The organism is Pseudonocardia sp. Ae505_Ps2, assembly GCF_001932425.1.
In the GTDB taxonomy this organism is placed as follows: Bacteria; Actinomycetota; Actinomycetes; order Mycobacteriales; family Pseudonocardiaceae; genus Pseudonocardia.
The window spans coordinates 5,233,407-5,252,621 of record NZ_MCIP01000001.1; the positions used below are offsets into that span (position 1 = coordinate 5,233,407).

Annotated in this window: 12 protein-coding genes; 9 read left to right on the forward strand and 3 right to left on the reverse strand. The window is 76.0% G+C overall.

Annotation, left to right across the window (positions count from 1 at the left end; translation table 11 throughout):
* Positions 1-21 precede the first annotated feature (21 nt).
* Together Ae505Ps2_RS24445 and Ae505Ps2_RS24450 are read right to left on the reverse strand one after the other, a co-directional pair.
* The gene (locus tag Ae505Ps2_RS24445; RefSeq protein WP_075306839.1) at positions 22-2,781 is read right to left on the reverse strand and encodes a LuxR family transcriptional regulator; all 2,760 of its coding nucleotides are present in this window, start codon (positions 2,779-2,781) and stop codon (positions 22-24) included.
* The gene (locus Ae505Ps2_RS24450; protein WP_075333527.1) at positions 2,720-5,389 is read right to left on the reverse strand and encodes a LuxR C-terminal-related transcriptional regulator; all 2,670 of its coding nucleotides are present in this window, start codon (positions 5,387-5,389) and stop codon (positions 2,720-2,722) included. Before Ae505Ps2_RS24450 ends, Ae505Ps2_RS24445 begins: the two co-directional genes overlap by 62 nt.
* Positions 5,390-5,533: 144 nt before the next feature.
* Here Ae505Ps2_RS24450 and Ae505Ps2_RS24455 point away from each other — a divergent pair, with 144 nt between their 5' ends.
* The 9 genes from Ae505Ps2_RS24455 to Ae505Ps2_RS24490 all read left to right on the forward strand — a co-directional run bounded on the left by Ae505Ps2_RS24455 (position 5,534) and on the right by Ae505Ps2_RS24490 (position 17,998).
* On the forward strand, positions 5,534-5,803 hold the full coding sequence (locus Ae505Ps2_RS24455; protein WP_139320211.1) for a hypothetical protein: 270 nt from the start codon (positions 5,534-5,536) through the stop codon (positions 5,801-5,803).
* A gap of 251 nt (positions 5,804-6,054) precedes the next feature.
* Positions 6,055-8,745 carry a LuxR family transcriptional regulator gene (locus Ae505Ps2_RS24460; RefSeq protein ID WP_075554031.1) on the forward strand — a complete coding sequence of 897 codons (2,691 nt, stop codon included), beginning with the start codon at positions 6,055-6,057 and terminating at the stop codon, positions 8,743-8,745.
* Positions 8,742-11,012 carry an ATP-binding protein gene (locus Ae505Ps2_RS24465; protein WP_075306847.1) on the forward strand — a complete coding sequence of 757 codons (2,271 nt, stop codon included), beginning with the start codon at positions 8,742-8,744 and terminating at the stop codon, positions 11,010-11,012. The genes Ae505Ps2_RS24460 and Ae505Ps2_RS24465 overlap by 4 nt, the downstream gene beginning before the upstream one ends.
* Complete coding sequence (locus tag Ae505Ps2_RS24470; RefSeq protein WP_075554032.1) at positions 10,999-13,740, forward strand: LuxR family transcriptional regulator; 2,742 nt, start codon at positions 10,999-11,001, stop codon at positions 13,738-13,740. Before Ae505Ps2_RS24465 ends, Ae505Ps2_RS24470 begins: the two co-directional genes overlap by 14 nt.
* Positions 13,741-14,184: 444 nt before the next feature.
* Entirely contained in the window at positions 14,185-15,009 is an 825-nt protein-coding gene (locus Ae505Ps2_RS24475; RefSeq protein ID WP_075553319.1) for a transposase family protein, read from the forward strand.
* Positions 15,006-15,170 carry a hypothetical protein gene (locus tag Ae505Ps2_RS32135; RefSeq protein WP_170917083.1) on the forward strand — a complete coding sequence of 55 codons (165 nt, stop codon included), beginning with the start codon at positions 15,006-15,008 and terminating at the stop codon, positions 15,168-15,170. Before Ae505Ps2_RS24475 ends, Ae505Ps2_RS32135 begins: the two co-directional genes overlap by 4 nt.
* A 408-nt stretch (positions 15,171-15,578) precedes the next feature.
* On the forward strand, positions 15,579-16,151 hold the full coding sequence (locus tag Ae505Ps2_RS24480) for a LuxR C-terminal-related transcriptional regulator (protein ID WP_158071499.1): 573 nt from the start codon (positions 15,579-15,581) through the stop codon (positions 16,149-16,151).
* 27 nt (positions 16,152-16,178) lie between these two features.
* Positions 16,179-17,777: an acyl-CoA carboxylase subunit beta gene (locus tag Ae505Ps2_RS24485; RefSeq protein ID WP_075311914.1), complete on the forward strand. Its 1,599-nt coding sequence runs from the start codon at positions 16,179-16,181 to the stop codon at positions 17,775-17,777.
* Positions 17,774-17,998, forward strand: a complete 225-nt coding sequence (locus tag Ae505Ps2_RS24490) for an acyl-CoA carboxylase epsilon subunit (protein ID WP_075306855.1) — start codon at positions 17,774-17,776, stop codon at positions 17,996-17,998. Before Ae505Ps2_RS24485 ends, Ae505Ps2_RS24490 begins: the two co-directional genes overlap by 4 nt.
* 135 nt (positions 17,999-18,133) lie before the next feature.
* Here the strand turns inward: Ae505Ps2_RS24490 and Ae505Ps2_RS24495 are convergent, their stop codons facing one another.
* Positions 18,134-19,192, reverse strand: coding sequence for a DegT/DnrJ/EryC1/StrS family aminotransferase (locus Ae505Ps2_RS24495; protein WP_075306857.1), 1,059 nt, complete (start codon positions 19,190-19,192; stop codon positions 18,134-18,136).
* Positions 19,193-19,215: the final 23 nt, after the last annotated feature.

Sequence of the window (19,215 nt, forward strand, 5' to 3'; positions counted from 1 at the left end):
CGTCGGCTGCGGGGTCGGCCGTCACGGTGCCCGGGGCGGTCGCGCGGGGGTCACCGCGCCGCCGAGGGCCTCCCCCAGCTCGTGTCGCCCGCAGATGCCGAGCTTGCGGTAGGCCCGGGTGAGGTGGAGCTCCACGGTCCGTCGGGTCAGGTGCAGCGCGCCCGCGATCTCGGGGTTCGTCATCCCCGAGGCGGCCAGCCGGGCGATCTCGCGCTCGGCGGCGGTGAGACCTCCGTTCCGGCGACCCGTGCCCACGCGATGCTCCTCGCCGGCCGGGAGCAGCGCGTGGGCACGGTCGGCCTGCAGCCGCGCGCCACGTGCCTCGGCGAGCGCCAGTGCCTCGGTGGCGAGACGGGTCGCGTCGGGGTCGCCCGGCCCGAGGCGCTCGGCGAGATCGAGACCGCACCGGATCCACTCCAGGGTTCGTGGCGAGCCGGCCAGCTCGTCGTGGGCCCGCCGGAGCAGTGTCGTGCCGGCCCGGCCGGGGGTCACCAGCCCGGACGTACGCAGTGCGGACCCCAGCGCACCGGAGGCCCGCCAGCGGCGGGCCAGACCCAGCTGCTCGCGGGCCAGCTCTGCGGCGCGCGTGGTGTCGCCCGCGCCGAGGGCGAGCAGCGACAGCCGCTCCCACCAGTCCAGCGGTGCCGGGTTCAGCGCCCCGGCCGCACGCATCCGCCGCTCGACGTCGTCGAGCAGCCGCAGCGCCTCCTCCGGCCGGCCCGACGCCTGGGCCGCGGCAGCCCGCGCGGTGAGGACCCAGCTGTGCCGCCACGACCAGCGGTCCGGCTCGTCGGGGCCGGGACGCAGCCGTCGGACGGCCTCCTGCGGGCGGCCGGCCTCGATCAGCGCGATGCCCACGACGTACCGGACGGGGCCGACGACGTGGTCCATGTCGTCACCGCGGTCCTCCAGCGCCTGCAACCCGTCGGCCAGGGCGTCGAGCACGTGGCCGGAGCGCAGGCGTTCCAGAGCGCGCTCCGCGCGGAGCAGCGCCCGCACGACGGGCCGGTCCCGGCGCCGGGCGCTCCTCAGGACACGCTCGTCCTCGGCGTGCCGGGACGCATCGCCACCGGTCCGCTCCACCACGCCCAGCGCGGCGACCCGTAGGGGCCGCAGGAAGGACTCGTCGGTCTCGCCGAGCGCGGCGGCGAGCCGCCGCTCCGTGGTGGCGGCGGTCGCGCGTAGAGCCCACGCGGAGCAGAGCGCGTGGGCTCCCCGGACCGCCCGGGCGCCCGGGCCGGATGCGGTGCGGGCGCGCTCCGTGCCCGCCGACCAGGAGTGGATGCGGCCGATGTGGCGCAGGTCCCCCGCCGCGACGTGCGCTTCCAGGGCCGCCAGCCGCATCCGCAGGTCGGACGGCGGGTCGGCGGCGGGCAACCCGTCCCGGGCCGCGTCGATCCGGCGGAGCAGCGCACCGGTCCCGGCGCCGGCCAGCAGGGGGACGAGCCGCAGCGTGGTCCGTGCTCGCTCGACCGGGTCCGCCAGCACCGCCAGCGCGGCGTCCAGGTGGGACAGCGCACGGCGGGGGTCGGCGCTGCGCTCGGCGACGGCGAGATCGGTGAGCAGGGCGGCTCGGTCGCTCACGGGGACCGGCCCGGTCAGCGCGTGCCCGAGATGCAGCGCCGCCCGGCCCGGCTGCCCGCCGGCGAGCAGCGCCGTCCCGGACGTCCGGAGGACCGCGACCGCCGCGGCGTCGGACGGCGGTCCCGCACCGAGCAGCTGGTCGGCGACGGTCTCCGGGGCGGCACCGCCGGCGTCGAGGATCCGCGCGGCCCGCGCGCGGGTGGACCGCAGGGTCGCTGGGTCGGTGGTGGCGAGGACGACGGCGGCGGCCTGCGGGAGCAGGAACCGGACGCCGTCGGCCTCCAGGACCCCGAACGCGGCCGACCGGGCCGATGCCGCCTCCCGGGCGATGTCGTCCAGCTCGGACAGCGCCGCGACGGTGTCCCGGCCGGCCCCGGTCCCGAGCACGGCGACGGCGCGCACCAGCGCGGTCGCCTCGGGGCCGAGGCGCCGCAGCACGGCCGGCAGCCGGTCGGCGGTGGCCCGCTCGGCCGCCGCGCGCACGAGAGCGGGCTTCACGGCGCGGCCGGTCCGGTCCGCGCCGTCGGCGGCGAGCTCGGTGCCCAGCGCGGCCAGCCATCCGGGCAGTCCCGCGGTCGCCGCGCGCGCGGCCTCGACCGCGTCGACCGGCCAGTCCGCGGCGTCCAGCACCGTCCGCGTCGACGCCGACCGCAGCGGCAGCAGCGGCAGCAGCCGGGCACCGGCAGCGGTCAGGAGCGCGTCGATCGCCGGCCGCGCCGCCGGGGGCGCCGGGCCGAGGCAGGCCGCCACGTCGTCGGCGGTCACCGCCCCGGGCGTGCTGCGGCCCGAGCCCGTGCCGCGCAGCGCGGCGACGATCAGGACCGGCGCCGGGCCCGCCGACCTCCGTGCCAGCCCGGCCGCACGCAGGCCGACCTCCGCACCAGCGTCGTCGAGGTCGTCGACGAGGACGACGAGCGGTCCGCCGGGGAGGGGGCCGGGCCCCCCGAGACGCCGTACGGGCAGCCCGCGGGCCGCGGCGAGCCCGGCGGTCACCTCGAGCAGCGTCGTGCGACCGGATCCGGCCGGCCCGACGACGACCACCGTCCGTGGATGCCCGGCGGCGACGGCGTCGACCGCGGCCCGGACCGCGGCGAGCTCGGCGTCACGATCCAGCAGTCGTCCGGGGTCCGGACCGTCAGCGGTGGAGATCGGACCCCTCCTCCCACATCCGGCCCAGTGCCGGCCGACCGGCCACACCGAGCTTGCGGTAGATCCGCGTGAGGTGCTTCTCGACGCCCCGGACGCTGGTCCCGAGCACCGTGGCGATCTCGGGGTTCGTACGCCCGCCCGCGGCCAGCTCCGCCGTCCGGTACTCCCTCGGGGTGAGACCGTGCCGGCGGTCCGCCGGTCGTCCGGCCAGCCGTGACGGACCACAGGCGTCCTCGGGGGGCACCGGCACCGGCCCGGCCGTCCGGCGGCGCAACGCCAGGGCGGCCCGTCGGCCCTCCGCCCGGTCCGAGCTCTGCCGAAGCACCTCGACGGCCTCCCGCAGCAACGCGACGGCGGCGGTGCCGGACTCCAGCTCCCCGGCCGTCCTCAGGGCACGGCCCAGCCGGGCAGGTGCCCCCCACGCCCTGGCGAGCCCGAGCTCACGCGCGCTGAGCTCACGCGCGCCCCCGACGTCACCGACCCTGCGCCGGAGCTCGATCGCCCAGCTCCGCCACGGCTGGGGCGCGTCGACCCAGCCGATCCGGTCGAACTCGCGTCCGGCCTCCAGACTCAGGCGCAGTGCGTCCGCCGGGAGACCGTCGGCCACCGCGACCTGGGCCCGCAGCATGGCTGTCCCGGCGACGACGTCGTCGGGCACCTCGGGCAGCGCATCGGTGTCCGCGACGACCCGACGGGCCAGGTCCGGGTCGTGCACCGCGGTGAACAGCGGGACGAGCAAGGTCGCGGCGAGTGCGGTCCCGGGGGCACGGGCGACGAGCTCCCGGTAGGCCGTCCGGCTCAGTTCCCCGCCCTCGTCCGGCCGGTTGCCGCACACCAGCACCGCGGCGTACTCGGCCTGCAGCACGGCGGCGGTGACCGGGGCGATGCCCGGGGTCGCCGACGCGGTCGTGAGTACGGCCGGGAGCCCGGAGGTGGCCTCGGACATGCACAGGCAGGGGATCACGGCGGCGGTCGGGGTGTGCACGTGCGCGCTCGCGGTGGGGTCGGCGTCGAGGATCCGCCGGGCGAGCTCGGCGACCTGCGCCGCCGGGAGTGCCCCGGCCACCGCGGCGGAGTGGACCAGGACCGCCATCCGCTCCCGTTCACCGGCCGTGCCGAGGGGCGGCTCCCCGCCGCGGGTGAGCTCACGCAGACGCGCGACGTTGCGGGCCACCCCGGCCGCCTCGAGACCGTCGAGCTGGTGGACCCGGGCCTGTAGTCGCAGTCCGAGGTCGCGCAGGTCGTCGTCGGGGTCCTCGACCCCTGCGACCTCGGCCGCGGTGCGGCGCAGCAGGGCGACCGACGGAGCGGGGTCGAGATGCAGTCCCAGCGCACCGGCGTCGCACAGCGCCGCGGCGCGCTCGCGCAGTCCCTGCAGCAACGGGACCGCCTGAACCGCACGGAGCCGGGCCCGTCCGGGATGCAGGCCGCGCTCCACGACGGCGAGCCGCGCGAGCACCTCCGCCCGGCGCGCGGCGGTCGGATGGGCGAGGAGCGCGCGCTGCAGGTGCCGGGCCGCGATGTCCGGTGCGTCCTGCCGGAGCGACCAGTCGGCCGCGTCGCACAGGACCGCGACCATGTCGTCGGGCAGCGTTCCCGCGACGTCGTGCAGCACGTCGGCGGCCGCCGACGGCTCGCCCGACTCGGCGAGCAGCGCGGCCGCGTCGAGACGCAGGCGGCGGCGCTCCTGCGGATCCAGGACCGCCAGGGCCGCGGAGCCGACCAGCGGGTGCCGCAGCCGCGGGGCTGCCTCGTCCAGCAGCAGCCCGGCGGCAACCGCGTCACGACGGGCTGCGGCGAGGTCCGCCCCGGCCGCGGGGACCAGCGCGGCGCACCGTTGCGGGGTGGCGTGCTCCCCCAGGACCGCCACCGTCGCGAGCAGCTCCCCGACGTCCCGGGACGACCGGCGCAGCGCATCGTCGAACCGCAGCCGCAGACGGGGCGAACCGGCTCGTCGCACCCGCGCGGGGTCGGGCGGGTCCGGGAGGTCCAACAGCCCGGCCAACAGCAGCGGGTTCCCCCCGGTGACCTCCCGGACCGCGGCGAGCACACCGTCGCCGACCTCCCGGCCCCAGCGGGCGCGCACGGCCGCGTCCACCCGGACGGGTTCCAGGGGCTCGAGGACGTGCACCACCTCCGCCCGTGCCGCCAGCGGGTCGGGGAGGCCCGACGCACCGTTCCCGAGGGCCCCGAGGAGAACGACGACCGGAAGCCGCGCGCCGGGATCGACGAGATCGGCCAACCACCCCGCCGACAGGTCGTCGCAGTGCTCGGCGTCGTCGACGACGAGCACTCCCGGCCGGCCGGTCAGCAGGTCCGCGAGGTCCGCCTCCGGTCGCCCGGTCGGGCCCGCGACACCGGTTCCCGCGCCCCGGGGACCGAGCAGGCTCCGCACGACCGCGCCGGGGACCTGCCGGTCGACGGGGTGGCAGCGCGCGGTCAGGGTGACCGCCCCACGCCCACCGGCACGCACGGTGCAGTCCCCCAACGCGGCGGTCCGCCCGCTCCCGACCGGGCCGGCGACCACCAGCAGGCTGCCGCGGCCGTCGTCGGTGCGGGGGCCGAGGGGCCGGTCGACCGCGGTGTCGAACAGGGCGAGCAACGCGCGGTCGGCGGGTGTGAAGACCGCGCCGGGCCCGGACCCGAGGTCGGTCATCGCGTCTCCCCCGCTCGTCGGCCGTGCCGACGCCCAGCCTCCTCCATCCCGTCGTCCTCGGCACGCGGCCGACGGGCACCCGCGGCGCCCTCGTCCTCGGAACCGGCGTGACATCCATGGCGGCCGTCGGCCAGGGTGGGCGGCGTGACCGTCCGACCCGTGCCCGGTGTCGACGCCCGCGTGTTGGACAACGGCTGGATGGAGCTGCACCACCCCGGTGGTGGTGCGCTGCTGTGCAACCTCGAGGAGACCGCGATGTGGCTCTGCCTGGCCGAGAACGGATGGCACGTCGGCGACGCCGCGATCCGCCTCGCCGACGCGTGGGGCTGCCAGCCGTGGAACGTGCGCGACCGGATGAACGACTGGCTGGACGGCCTCCTGGCCGCCGGCCTCGTGACGCACACACCGAAGTGACCTAGACCACACACCGAACCACACCTCCCTCACGAGCCGCCGGGCGGTCCACAATGTTAAGCGCTTACGGGGCCAGGTCGTTGACGCCCTCGTTTCGATCTTCGTACCGTCATACGTGAGCTCGCGGCCGAGTTTCCCCACGTCGAGGGGGGTGCCCGGCGAGGCGTCCCCCCACCGACCGCACCCGGGACGCCCCGGCGCAGGCCGCCGACGGCACGGAGTCGACCGGGCGGTACCGGGAGAGGAGGGCGGTGACGGTGCGGGAAGGACCGCCGGCCCACCTGTCCTGGTGGGCCACGGAATGGGCCTGGCTCACCGCAGCACCCGCGACCGTCGCCGCCGGCAGGCCGATCGCCCGGTTGCTGACCGGCGCACCCGGGACCGGCAAGACGGCCCTGCTCGACACCCTGCGCCGGCACCACGACCACGACGTCCGGCTGCTGCACGCCACCGGCCGACAGGACCCCGAACCCACCCCGTTCGGAACGGTGGGCCACCTGCTGGGTCCGACCGCGCGTCACGCCGACGACGTCGCGACGGTCCTCGACGAGCTCGGCCCCACCGCGACACCGGACGAGCTCCACCGCCGGCTGCGCGCTCTCCACCGGTTCACCACGAGCCTCGTCGCGCGCGGTCCCCTCCTGCTGGTCGTCGACGACGTCCACTGCTGCGATGCCGGGTCGCTGGCCTTCCTGGGGTTCCTCCTGCGCCGGATGCACCGCCTCCCGATCGGACTCGTCCTCGCGGCGCGCACCGACGTCGACGGGGTCCTCCCCGAACGGCTCTGGCCCCTGCGTGCCCCGTCGACCGAGACGCTGGCCCTGCGCCCCGCGGAGCGGGCCAGGACCGCGACACCGCTCCCCCCACCTCCGGTGGCGGAGCGGACGGGGAGCTCCCGCCGCCGGACCGACGAGACGGTCGACTGGCACCTGCGCTCCGGAGGTCCGTGCGTCGGACGCCTCACGGCGGCGCTCGCGGTCGCGGGGCCGTCCACCATCGGGACGCTCGCCGCCGTCGCGGGGGTCGGCCCCGTCCCGACCGCCGGCGCCGTGCGTGCCCTCGCCCGGACCGGGGTGCTCACCCCCGACGGCACGGACCTCGGTGACGACCGCCTGCGTACAGCGGTCCTGGACCGGATCCCCGACCACGAGCTGGGACGGCTCCGGCGGCGCGCCGCACGCGTGCTGAACGACGCGGGCGCGCCGGCCGAGCGCATCGCGGAGCTGCTGCTGCAGCTGCCCGACCCCGCCGAGCCGTGGATGCTGACCGTGCTCCAGGAGGCCGCCGACCGTGCGGCCGACCGGTCCGCGTTCGCCGACCTCGCGCGGTATCTCGCCCCGGTGGTGGACGCGCGGCCGGCCGACGTCGCCCTGCGGTCGCGCCTGGCCTCCGCGCTCGCCGTGTCCGACCCGACCGGCGCGGTCGAGCACCTGCGCGTCGCGCACGCGTCGGCGGTGGACCCGGCCCGTCGGATGCAGGTCGCCGTGCAGCTCGCGATGGCCTCGCTGCCGGCCCGGGGCCCCGCGGACGCGGCCGCGGTCCTCCGGTCGGCGCTGGAGGAGCTCGACCACCGCGACGCCGTGGACGACGAGCCGCAGGTCCTGCCACGACCAGCGGACCTGCGCACCTCGGCCGAGGCGGTGCTGCTCGTCGTCGGCCTGGACCGGCGGCGGACGGTCGCCCGCACGATCGAGCGGGCGTACCGGACCGACGTCCCCGAGGGCGACACCGAAGCCGGCCGGCACAAGCTCGCGATGCTCGCGACCGCCCTGCTCCTCGCGGGACGCGATCCCGCGAGGACCGTCGAGCTGGCTCGTCGGGCGGCACCCCGCGAGCACACCGAGCTCGCCGGCTGGACGGCGCTGGCCTGTGCGCGGGTCCTGCGCCTGGCCGACCGCTGCGAGGAGTCCGTCGCCCTGCTGGAGGGCGTGCTGCGGCGCCCCGGGCACGAGGTCTCGTCCTGGACGCGGACCCTGGCCACGAGCGGGCTGGCCGAGGCCCGTCTCGCCACGGGGGAGCTGGCCGCGGCGGAGGCCGCTGCGTGCGAGGCGATGGAGACCGCCCGCCGGGCGGGTCGGGACTGCGGCACCGGAACCCCGTCGATCGTCCTGGCGGGGGTGCACCTGCGTCGGGGCGCGGTCGACCGGGCGACGGAGGTCCTGGCCGCACGGCAGCACCGGTGGGACGAGGACCTCACCTGGGAGCACCACGACCTGCTGCTCGCCCGGGGCGACGTCGCGGCGGCCCGCGGCCGGCACACCAGGGCACTGGCGCTGTACCGGCGGTGCGGCGCCGCCCTCGACGAGGACGGCATCGCCAACGCCGTGTTCGCGCCCTGGTGGGCGCGTGCCGCCCTGCTCCTCGCCGATCTCGGGAGACCCGACGACGCGGCCCCGGTCGTCGAGCACGGCGCGGCGCTGGCCGCGCGGTGGGGCACCCCCAGGGCCCGCGGGCTCGCGCTCACCGCCCGCGGTGCGACGACCCCCGGTCCGGACGGGCTGGATCTGCTGGCCGAGGCGGTGGCGGTGCTCGACGACTCACCCGCCCGGTCGGAGCTGGTGGAGGCCCGTCTCCGATGGGGTACCGGCCTGCTCGCCTCGGGGCACGTGATCGAGGCACGCCGTCAGCTGCGCGAGGCCGCGACCCTCGCCGCCCGCTGCGGGGCGACGCGGGAGGCCTCCCGGGCGCGGGCGGCCCTGCACCGCGCGGGCGGCCGGATGCGGCGGCCGACGGGTTCTCCGCTGGACCCCCTCACCTCCGCCGAGCGGCGGGTGGTGCGCCTGGCCGCCGGGGGTGCCCGCAACCGGGAGATCGCCCGGGCGCTGTTCATCACGGTCCGCACCGTCGAGGTGCACCTGACGAGCGCGTTCCGGAAGCTCGACGTCACCGACCGGACCGGGCTCGCCCCGTTGGTCGCCGCCGACCGTGGCGGCGCGGCGTGACCGCGGGCCCGGACCGGCGCAGGCCGCACGCCGCGCTCCTGGAGACGGTGCGCCGGGTCGCGGGCGGCACTCCGACCTTCACCGTCGTCCTGGGCGAGCCAGGTACGGGGCGGTCCACGTTGCTGCGGTGGGCAGCGGACAGGGCCGGGGAACGCGGTGTCCGCGTACTGGCCGCGCGCGCCGTCGAGGGCCGCCACGACCGTCCGCTGTCGACGACGTCCCGCCTGATCGCGGCGTGCGGGCCCCGCCCCGGCGAGCCGCTCCCGCCCACCGCGCCGGGCCGGGTCGACCATGCGGCGCTGCACCGGTACTGCCGCACGGTCCTGGAGTCCGCGCGTCGACGGCCGCTGCTCCTCGTGGTCGACGACCTGCAGTGGGCCGACCCCCTGAGCCAGGAGTGGCTGCAGATGCTGCTCCGACGACGGCACCACGCCTCGTTCGGGGTCCTCGTGTCCGACACCGGCACCCACGGGGGCTCGTCGTGGGCGCTGGCGCCGGGTCCGCCGGAGGACACGGTCGTCCGGACCGCCCGGCTCACCCTCGCCGAGGTCCGCGACACGGTCACCGACCGGCTGGGCCACGTCCCGGACCGCGCCACCGCCGTCCGGCTGCGGCGCGCGACCGGCGGCGTGCCGGCGGTCCTGTCGACGGTTCTCGACCGCTGGGACGGCGACGGGGACCCGGCCCGGCTGGCCCGCGTCGTCGACAGGGCCCGGCAGGACCACGCGAACGCGGTCGTCGACGGCCTCCCCGACGACCTGCGCCACGCGCTGACCGGCATCGCGGTGTGCGGTCGTCCGCTCGCGGCGCTGGCCGGGCGCATCGGACCGGCCACCGGACACGGCGGAGACCTCGGTCCCCGGCTCGCCGCGACCGGGCTCCTGGCCGGGACCCACCCGGCGGTGCTGGACCCGGTCGCCGCGGACGTCGTACTGAGCCGCGTGCCCCTCGCCGAGCGACGCGCCCTCTTCACGCGGGCGGCACGTGCGGCCCGCCGGGCCGCGCTGCCCGAGTCCGACATCGCCCGGGTGCTGCTGGCGGCGCCGGTCCAGGGCGAGCCCTGGGTCGCCGGTCTGCTGCACCGGGGCGCCCGCGAGCTGCTCGCCACCGGCAGACACGCCGAGGCGGCGGCCGTTGCCGAACGCGCGTTCGACGAGAACGTGCCCGCGGCTCTGCGCGGCCCGCTGACGACGACGCTCGCCGCGGCGCGCGCACACCACGACCCGGCTGCCGCGCGCCGGCTGCTCTCCCGGCTCGCCGCCTCGGGCCCGGACCCGGAGCCGCACGACGACCCGGCGCCGGACCGCGGGGACGCACCCCGTCCCCGCACGACACGTTCCGCGATCGACCTGCTGCTGGCCGAGGGCGACACCGGGGCCGCGCGCCGAGCACTCGCCGGCGCGGCTGCGCCCTGCCGACCGTCCGCAACCCAGGTCCGGCAGCTCGGCTTCGACGGTGCGGGAGTCGACCACGGCCCGCCACCCGAGGGCGCCGGCGGCGCCGAGGCGTACTCGCTGCTGCTGCTGGGACGGGACCGCCGACGGGCGCTCGCGCTCGCCCGGGAGGCCGCGGCCGTCGTCGGGGACCCGGACGCGGACCGCCCGATCGTCCCCCGGGTGACGGCCGCGATGACCCTGCAGGCCTCCGGCCACCACGACGAGGCGCGCGCCGGCATGCGCCGCCTCGTCCTGGATCTGGCCGGGGCCGGGCGCGTGCCCACGCTGGTGCTGGGCGTCTCGGCCCTGCTCGAGCTGCGCGCCGGGGCCTGGGAGGGTGCGCGCCGCGACCTGCGTGCCGCCCGGCGCGGCCCTGCCGCCGTCCGGAAGCCGGGCTGCGATCCGCTGCTCGACGCGGTCGAGGCGCTGCTGCACGTCGTCGACGGTGACCTGGCCACGGCGACCTCGGTCGCCCTCGCCGGGAGCACCTCGGACACCGACCGTGCGGGGGTCGCGTTGCTCACCTACGTCCGGGGGATCGTGCACATGCTCTCCGGCTCCCCCCAGGACGCGGTCGACGAGCTGATGGCGTGCGGTCGCCTGCTCCTCGACCGGGGCCGGGTCAACCCGGCGATCGCACCGTGGCGCTCGACGGCCGCCCGCCTGCTGGCCGGGCTCGGCTCCCACGCCACCGCCCGCAGGCTGGCACTCGACGAGCACCGGCTGGCACTCCGGTGGGGGGCTCCCGCGCCGATCGCACTGGTCACCGCGACACTGCGCGAGCTGCCCCCCGTGGGATCGACACCGGAGGTGTCGCGTGCACGGTCGTGAGCGCGAACTCGAACGGCTCGGGTCGCTCCTGGCCGGAGCACGGGACGGGCTCGGCGGGACCGCCGTGGTGAGCGGGGGGATCGGCTCCGGTCGGACGACCGTGCTCGGGGCCGTCGCGGCGAGGGCCGGGAGCACCGGGATGCAGGTGCTGCGGGCGTGTGCCGCCCCGGCTGAGCGCGAGTTCGCCCGCGGGGTGGTGCACCAGCTGGTCGATCCGTTGCTGCCGGGGGACCGTGTCGAGGACGACCTCCCGGTCGGTGTCGAGGACGACCTCCCGGTCGGTGCCGAGGACGACCTCCCGGTCGGTGCCGAGGACGCCGCCCTGGCCGACCCCGTCGGGTTCCTGGACCGCACGACGGCACCCGGCAGTCCCCTGGTGGTGCTGGTCGACGATCTCCAGTGGGCCGACGACCCGTCCCTGGACTGGCTCGTCGAGCTCGCCCTGTCCGCCCACGAGCGACCCGTCGCCCTCGTGTGCTCGGTGCTCGCCGGGGACCGGGGAGCCGACCGCCGATCGGTCCGCAGACTGCTGGCGACCGCTCGTGACGTCCGGCTCCACCCCTTGTCGGAGCGGGCCACCACCGCCGTGGTCGAGGAGTGGATCGGGGCCGGGTCGGCGCCGGGGACAGCGGGCGTGTTCCACGCGGCCAGCCTCGGCAACCCGATGGTGCTCACCCAGCTGCTGTCCGAGGCCGCTGCGTCCGGGGACGACACCGCAGCGCGGACGCCGGTCGGCGCACTCCGCCCCCCGGCCCTGCTGGAGCGGTTCGCCCGGGCCGTGCGCGACCTGGACGACGAGGCCCTCCGCTACCTGCGCTCCGTGGTCGTGCTCGACCACGACGGCGACACGGGGACGATCCGCCGGCTGTCCGGTCTCGATGCGGCGGCGGCCAGGACGGCGCGGGCCCGCCTGGTCGACGCCGGGCTGCTGCTCGACCGTGACCCGCCCGGCCCGAGCCATCCGGCGGTCGCCGACGTCGCCCTCGGCCCCACCGACCGGTGCACCGTGCACGCCGAGGCAGCCCGCCTCCTGCACGAGATCGGACGGCCCCCGGCGGAGGTGGCCGGACATCTGCTGGCCTGCACGACGCCGTTGGAGCGGTGGGCGGTGCACACCCTGCGGACGGCCGCGTCACTGTGCCTCGCCGAGGACCCGGTCGGCGGGGGCCGGACCGCCGCCGACCACCTGCGGCGGGTACTGCTCGACGGGGACCTGTCCCCCGCCGAGCGGGGATCGGTCCTGGCCGACCTGGCCGCTGCCGAGTCCGGGTACGCCCCGACGATCGCCACCCGGCACGTCGCCCAGGCCCTTCCCCTCCTCGACGGGCCGCGCGCCAGGGCCCGGGCCATCGCCGCCCTCCCGGTGGGAGCCGTCGTCACCGCGCCCGCCGAGGTCCGCGACGCGGTCCGGCAGGCCGACGCCGACCCGGCCACCGCCGGCGACCGGCCGCTCGCCCTGCGCATCCGGACCCGTCGGCACCGGCTCGACGAGCAGACGCCCGAGGGACTGGAGGCCGGCTGTGACAGGCTGCAGGAGGTGCTCGCCGATCCGGACGCGGAGCTGTCCACCTCGGCGGGGCAGGAGCTGATCACCGTCCTGTTGCACGGCGCCGCGCTCTCCGGTCGGGTGCCGGCCGCCTCCGTGGCGGGGCTCGGGGCGCGGCTGCTGCGGATCGTCCCGGCCCGCGAGCTGGATCCGACCGGCGCGCTGCCCGAGCTCCTGGGACTCGCACTGGTGGCGGCGGACCGGGCAGGGTCGCTGGCGCACCGGCTCGCCGTGCAGCAGGGCGCGGCGGCGGGCGCCGGCCGTTCCGCGGATCTGCACGCCCTGCTCGCACTCGCGCGTGGACGCGAGGTCCGTCTCGCCCCCCGCGATCCGGACGCGCCGGTCACCCCGCTCGCGGTGGCCCTGACGGCCACCGCCGTGGTGAAGGAGGTCCGGATCCGGGGCACCGACACCGACACCGATCTCGCACGTCCGCGACTGCCCGAGCGCGCGATGCACCGGCTGCGCCGCAGCGGTGCGGCGTCGGCCGCCGGGGACCTCCCACTGGCGCTGGAGTGCCTGCTCGACGCCGGTCGTCACCTGGACCACCTGGGCTGGCGCAATCCGGCGGTGTTCCCGTGGCGTGGGCGGGCCGCCCTGCTGGCCGCCCGGCTGGGCGAGGTCGGCACCGCCCGCGACCTCGCCGAGACCGAGCTCTCGCTCGCCACGAGCTGGGGGGCACCGGCCGCACTCGGCCGTGCGCTGCGGGTCCGTGCCGAGCTCGCCGAAGGGCCGGAGCGCCTGCGCCTCCTGCGCTCGGCGTCGGCGGTACTCGCGGACTCCGAGGACGGCGCCGAGGCCGACCGGGTCGCGGTGGCGCTCGAGCACTGCCCCGACACCGTCCCCCGGCCCGGGGCTGCCGGCGGGGGGGCGGTCCCGCCCCGCCCCGTCCCCCGCCCGGTGCTCGCCCCGCGTCCCGCGGCAGGCGCACCGGCAGAGTCGGCCGAGGCGCCGCTCGGCGCCGCCGTCGCGGCGCATGCCGGCTCGTCACGGTCCACGGGGACCGGGGCCGGCCGGCTCACCGCGGGCGAGCAGGAGGCCGTGGCCCTGGTCCGGGCCGGGGCCTCCAACCAGCAGATCGCGCAGCAGCTGAGGGTCAGCCGGCGCGCCGTCGAGAAGCGCCTCACCAGCGCCTACCGCAAGCTCGGAATCGGTGGCCGCGGCGACCTCGGCCCGGGCTGAACGCCGGCGAGCCGCTGTCACCCGACAGGAGTCGGATACTGGTGATATCCGCACATGACGTCCTCGACACTGGTCGTCATGAACAGCGGTCGCGCCGTAGATGACATTCTGATGTACGTCGCGTCCGAACTCGATGACGAATTGCCGCGCCATGTCGCGTGAGACACGGAATCGACGGATCGGCCCCGCCCCCGGAATGACGGTCAGCGTGCTGAGCAACGGGTGGATGGAAATCCGGCTCGCCGGAAGTCCCGACACGCTCCTCTGCACCGCCGCGCAGACGGCGATGTGGGTCAGCCTCAGCCGGGCCCAGTGAGGTGTTCTCAGTAGCGGGGTGGCAGGTCGTGGCGACACGCCGAGGGTGGTGAGATGAGCGGGAACGGGGCAGGACCCCGGTAGATCGGTTCGGTCCAGCACAGATCGACACCGTCACCGAGGTCCTGCATGTCTGATCCTGTCACCTACACCGCTGTCCTCCCGATCGGGGAGCGCACCGTGGCCTATCTGGCGCGGCTCCTGGTCCTTCAACGCCGTCGACGTGGCACCCGGCGGCGGGCGTTGACCCCGTTCGCCCAGGCAGTGCTGGTGATCCGCTGGTTCTGTGATGCTACCCGGGTCCGATGTTCGGCCGGTGACAACGCGATCAGCACTGCAACGGCCTACCGTTACCTGCACGAAGGCATCGACGTCCTCGCCGCGGCCGCACCCGGCCTGCACGGAGCCCTGCTCGCCGCCCGCACAGCCGGGCACACCCACGTGAATCTCGACGGCACCCTGATCGCCACCGACCGGTGCCGCGCGCTCGGCCTCACCCCCGGGGTCGACCTGTGGTGGTCGGGCAAGCACCGCCGCCACGGCGGGAACATCCAGGTCCTCACCGCACCTGATGGATGGCCGCTATGGACCAGCGACGTGCGGCCGGGCCGCGAGCACGACACCCGCTGCGCCCGTACCCACCCCGGGCTGCTCGAGGGCCTGGCCGCGTTCACCGACGACACCCACGCCGCGCTGGGCGACCTCGGCTACGAAGGCGAAGCCGACCGGCTCACCGTGCCCATCAAACTCGCCCCCGGCCGCGGGCAGACGGTCAACCAGCGCACCGTCAACACCCTGCACTCAGCCCTTCGTGCTCTGGCCGAACGCGGAAACGCCCTGCTCAAGACCACCTTCGCCGCGTTGCGGCGAGTCACGCTATGTCCCTGGCGCACCGGCGCGATCACCGCAGCTGCGCTCGTACTACTCCACACCGAGTACGACCGCACGACATGATCAACCCGCTACTGAGAACACCTCAGTGGGTCCTGGGCGATGCCGCCCTGGAGCTGGCCCGCGCCTGGCAGGCCGATCCCTGGGTCGTCCGCGACCGCATGACGGGATGGCTGGCCGAACTCGCCGCGAACGGCTTCGTCCGCCTCCTCGACCGCACCTGACCTGCGGCGATGGTTGCCATGACTCCAGCATGACCACGGTATGACCGTGACATGACCCGCCCCCGGACCTGCCGTGCAGGTGCCCCGGGTGAGCCCCCGACGATGCCGCAGACCGTACTGAGGAAACCCCCAGAATCCGCCCCTCCACACCGTAGTGACACCCATCACACACCGCCCCCTCTCGCCACCCGGCCGAGTGACTGCACAGCCACAGTGTTAAGCGCTTGCGGCCACTCCGCGTTGACGCTCCGGCGTAACGGTTCATAACGTCGGTGGAAGCCGTTCGGCGTAAAGAGTTGATCCTCCCGAACACGCCGGGATCCCGATTCGCAGGGGAGCGACATGAACCAGTCGACGACAGGGACACGCTCGTCACAGTCACGCGGCCCCGGGGCGCACCAGTCCTGCATGGTGTCCCTGGACCGATCGCTGCGGATCGTCGCGGCGAATCAGGAGATGTTCCGGCGGTTCCGTCAGCAGCTGCACGAGGACCTCTGCGGGTCGGCGTTCTGTGACCTGCTCGACCCGAGCGTGCGGACCGCGGTGCACGGTCGGCTGCAGCGGCTGCTCGACGGTCAGCAGTCCCGGTTGAAGGACACCACGGTCACGCTGCAGTCCCCCGAGGGGCAGCTCCAGGGCGAGCTGACCGCGACCCCGTTCGCCCGCGGGGCGGGCCGGATCGAGGGCGTCATCGCCGTCCTCGCGCCGCACGCCGAGCGCGGCGCGCCGGTCCCGCGACCGCGCCGGATCCTGTCCGACATGGACGCCAAGATCCTCGAAGGGGTGGCATCGGGGGCGTCCACCGTCCAGCTCGCCTCGACGTTGTTCCTCAGCCGCGGCGGGGTGGAGTACCACGTCACCTCCCTGCTGCGCCGCATGAAGGTCAAGAACCGTCCGGCGCTGATCTCGAAGGCGTACGCGCTCGGGATGTTCGAGATGGGGTCGTGGCCCCCGCAGGTCGTCGCCGACCACGTGAAGTGAGCGGAGCCGACCGACGGAGGGATGGACATGACCACGACCAGGGACGGCGTCGGCACGACCGGGGACCCCACCGAGCCCGACCTGCGGTCGCGGGTCGGTGAGCTCGCCGAGCTGCGTGAGCAGGCCCGCAGCGGCCCGTCGGCGCAGGCGACCGCGGCCCAGCACGCCCGCGGGAAGCTCACCGTGCACGAACGGCTCGAACTGCTGCTCGACCCCGGTTCGTTCCGGGAGATCGAACGCTTCCGCCGGCACCGCGCCCACGGGTTCGGGCTCGAGGACCGCCGGCCGCACTCCGACGGCGTCGTCACCGGCTGGGGGCGGATCGACGGACGGACGGTCTTCGTCTACGCCCACGACTTCCGCATCTTCGGCGGCTCGCTCGGTGAGGCCCACGCCAGCAAGATCCACAAGGTCATGGACATGGCCGAGGCGGCCGGGGCACCGCTGATCGCGCTCAGCGACGGGGCCGGGGCCCGCATCCAGGAGGGGGTCACGGCGCTCGCGGGCTACGGCGGGATCTTCCGCCGCAACGTCCGCTCGTCCGGGGTGATCCCGCAGATCAGCGTGATGCTCGGGCCGTGCGCCGGTGGCGCCGCCTACTCCCCCGCACTCACCGACTACGTGTTCATGGTCCGCGACGTCGCGCAGATGTACATCACCGGGCCGGACGTCGTGTCCGCGGTCACCGGTGAGGACATCGACCACGAGGGGCTCGGCGGCGCGCACGTGCACGCGACGCGGTCGGGTTCCGCCGGCTTCGTCCACGACGACGAGGCCTCCTGCTTCGCCGACGTCCGGCACCTCGTCTCGCTGCTGCCGTCCAACAACCGGGAGGCGCCACCACGGGTCCAGACCGGTGATCCCGCCGACCGGCCCACCTCGTCCCTGCTGGACCTCGTCCCCGCCGACACGACGCGCGCCTACGACATGCGCGCGGTCGTCGCGGAGATCGTCGACGACGGCGACCTGTTCGAGGTGCACGCGGACTGGGCGCCGAACATCGTCTGCGGGTTGGCCCGGCTCGACGGGCACACCGTCGGGATCGTGGCGAACCAGCCGGCCTCGCTCGCGGGCGTGCTGGACATCGCGGCCTCGGAGAAGGCGGCCCGCTTCGTGTCCACCTGCGACTCGTTCAGCATCCCGCTGGTCACGCTGGTCGACGTGCCGGGCTTCCTCCCGGGCGGCGACCAGGAGCACCGCGGGATCATCCGGCACGGTGCGAAGCTCCTGTACGCCTACTGCAACGCCACGGTGCCCCGGGTGCAGCTGATCCTGCGCAAGGCCTACGGCGGTGCCTACATCGTCATGGACTCCCGCTCCATCGGCGCCGACATCTCGCTCGCGTGGCCGACCAACGAGATCGCGGTGATGGGGGCCGAGGCCGCCGCGAACGTCGTCTTCCGGCGGGAGATCGCCGGCTCGCCGGACCCGGAGGCGACGCGGCTGCAGCGGATCAAACAGTACCGCCAGGAGCTGATGCACCCCTACTACGCCGCCGAGGCCGGCCTGGTCGACGACGTCATCGACCCCGCCGACACCCGGTCCGCCCTGGTCGACGCCCTGGCCGTGCTGCGTGCCAAGCGTGCCGACCTGCCGTTCCGCAAGCACGGGAACCCGCCGACGTGAGCGGCCGCACGACCGCGGGCACCGGCTCCCCCGGGCCGGTGCCGGCGGCGGTCCACGTCCTGCGCGGGCGACCGGACGACGCCGAGCTGGCGGCGCTCGTCGCCGCCGTCCTGGCCGCTCGGCGGCCCGCCCCCGCCACCGCCACGCCGCGGGCCCGGCCGGTGTCGTGGGGCGGCCCGCCCGGCTTCGTCGCTCCGACCAGCTGGATCGGACCGGGCTGACGGCGTCGGTCCGGGATCGCTGTCCCGGACCGGGCCGGCTCTCTCGGTCCGGGCCGGCACCGCCCCGGCCGACGCGGCACTCATCGCCGACGCGGCGCTCACCGCGGGCACCTGCCCGCGATGAGCGCCGCGCCCTCAGCCCTCGTGCGGGAAGGACCGGACCGCGTCGATGATCGCGTCCTGGTCGGCCGTGGACAGCCCGGTGTGGGTGGGCAGGTAGAGCCCGGTCTCGGCGTAGCGGTGTGCGGTGAGCTCCGGCCAGCGCGGGTCGAGGTACATCGGCTGACGGCTCATCGGCTTGAAGAACACCCGGGTCTCCACACCCGCGGAACTCAGGTGCGTGCGCAGGTCGTCACGGCGTTCGTGCAGCAGGTCGTACATCCACAGCACGTCGCGCGGGGGCATGCGGGTCAGGCCCGGCACGTGCTCGAGGCCGGCGTCGTAGCGCTTCTCGATCTCCCGGCGGCGCTCGAGGATCTCGTCGAGGGCCTCGGTCTGGGCGAGCGCCACGGCGGCCTGCAGGTTGGTCATCCGGAAGTTGAAGGCGAGCTTGCGGTGCAGGAACGTGTGGTCGGGGTCGAACGCCATCCCCCGCAGGTGCGCCATCTGGGCGGCGAGGCGCGGGGAGTCGGTCAGGCAGATCCCGCCCTCCCCCGAGGTGATGATCTTGTTGCCGAACAGCGAGAAGCAGGCGATGTCCCCCACCGGGCGGACGCCGTGGGCCTCGGCCGAGTCCTCGACGACGGAGAGGTTGTAGTCGTGCGCCAGGGCCATCACCGCGTCCATGTCGCAGCGGCGGCCGTAGACGTGCACCGGCATGATCGCCCGGGTGCGCGGGGTGATGGCCTCCTCGATCCGGGTGACGTCGATGTCGAGGTCGTCGGCGCAGTCGACGAAGACCGGGGTGGCGCCGTTGTAGGTGACCGCGAACGCCGACGCGATCATCGTGAACTCCGGGACGATCACCTCGTCCCCTGGCCCGATGTCCAGCGCGCGCAGGGCCAGGGTCAGGGCGGTGGTCCCCGACGAGCAGGCCACGCCGTGGGCGGAGCCGTTCCAGTCGGCGAAGGCCCGCTCGAACCGGGCCACGTAGGGGCCCTGCGAGGAGATCCAGCCGGACTCGACGGCGTCGGTGACGTAGTCGCGTTCCCGGTCGGTGAGATACGGCTTGGACACCGGATGGACGATGGTCATGGGCTCCTCGCAGGGGCTGGTGC

Bases quoted from the DNA above. Each gene is read 5' to 3' on its own strand.
- Ae505Ps2_RS24450 (WP_075333527.1), bottom strand. From the start codon at position 5,389: ATGACCGACCTCGGGTCCGGGCCCGGCGCGGTCTTCACACCCGCCGAC.
- Ae505Ps2_RS24475 (WP_075553319.1), top strand. From the start codon at position 14,185: ATGTCTGATCCTGTCACCTACACCGCTGTCCTCCCGATCGGGGAGCGC.
- Ae505Ps2_RS32135 (WP_170917083.1), top strand. From the start codon at position 15,006: ATGATCAACCCGCTACTGAGAACACCTCAGTGGGTCCTGGGCGATGCC.
- Ae505Ps2_RS24480 (WP_158071499.1), top strand. From the start codon at position 15,579: ATGGTGTCCCTGGACCGATCGCTGCGGATCGTCGCGGCGAATCAGGAG.
- Ae505Ps2_RS24485 (WP_075311914.1), top strand. From the start codon at position 16,179: ATGACCACGACCAGGGACGGCGTCGGCACGACCGGGGACCCCACCGAG.
- Ae505Ps2_RS24495 (WP_075306857.1), bottom strand. From the start codon at position 19,192: ATGACCATCGTCCATCCGGTGTCCAAGCCGTATCTCACCGACCGGGAA.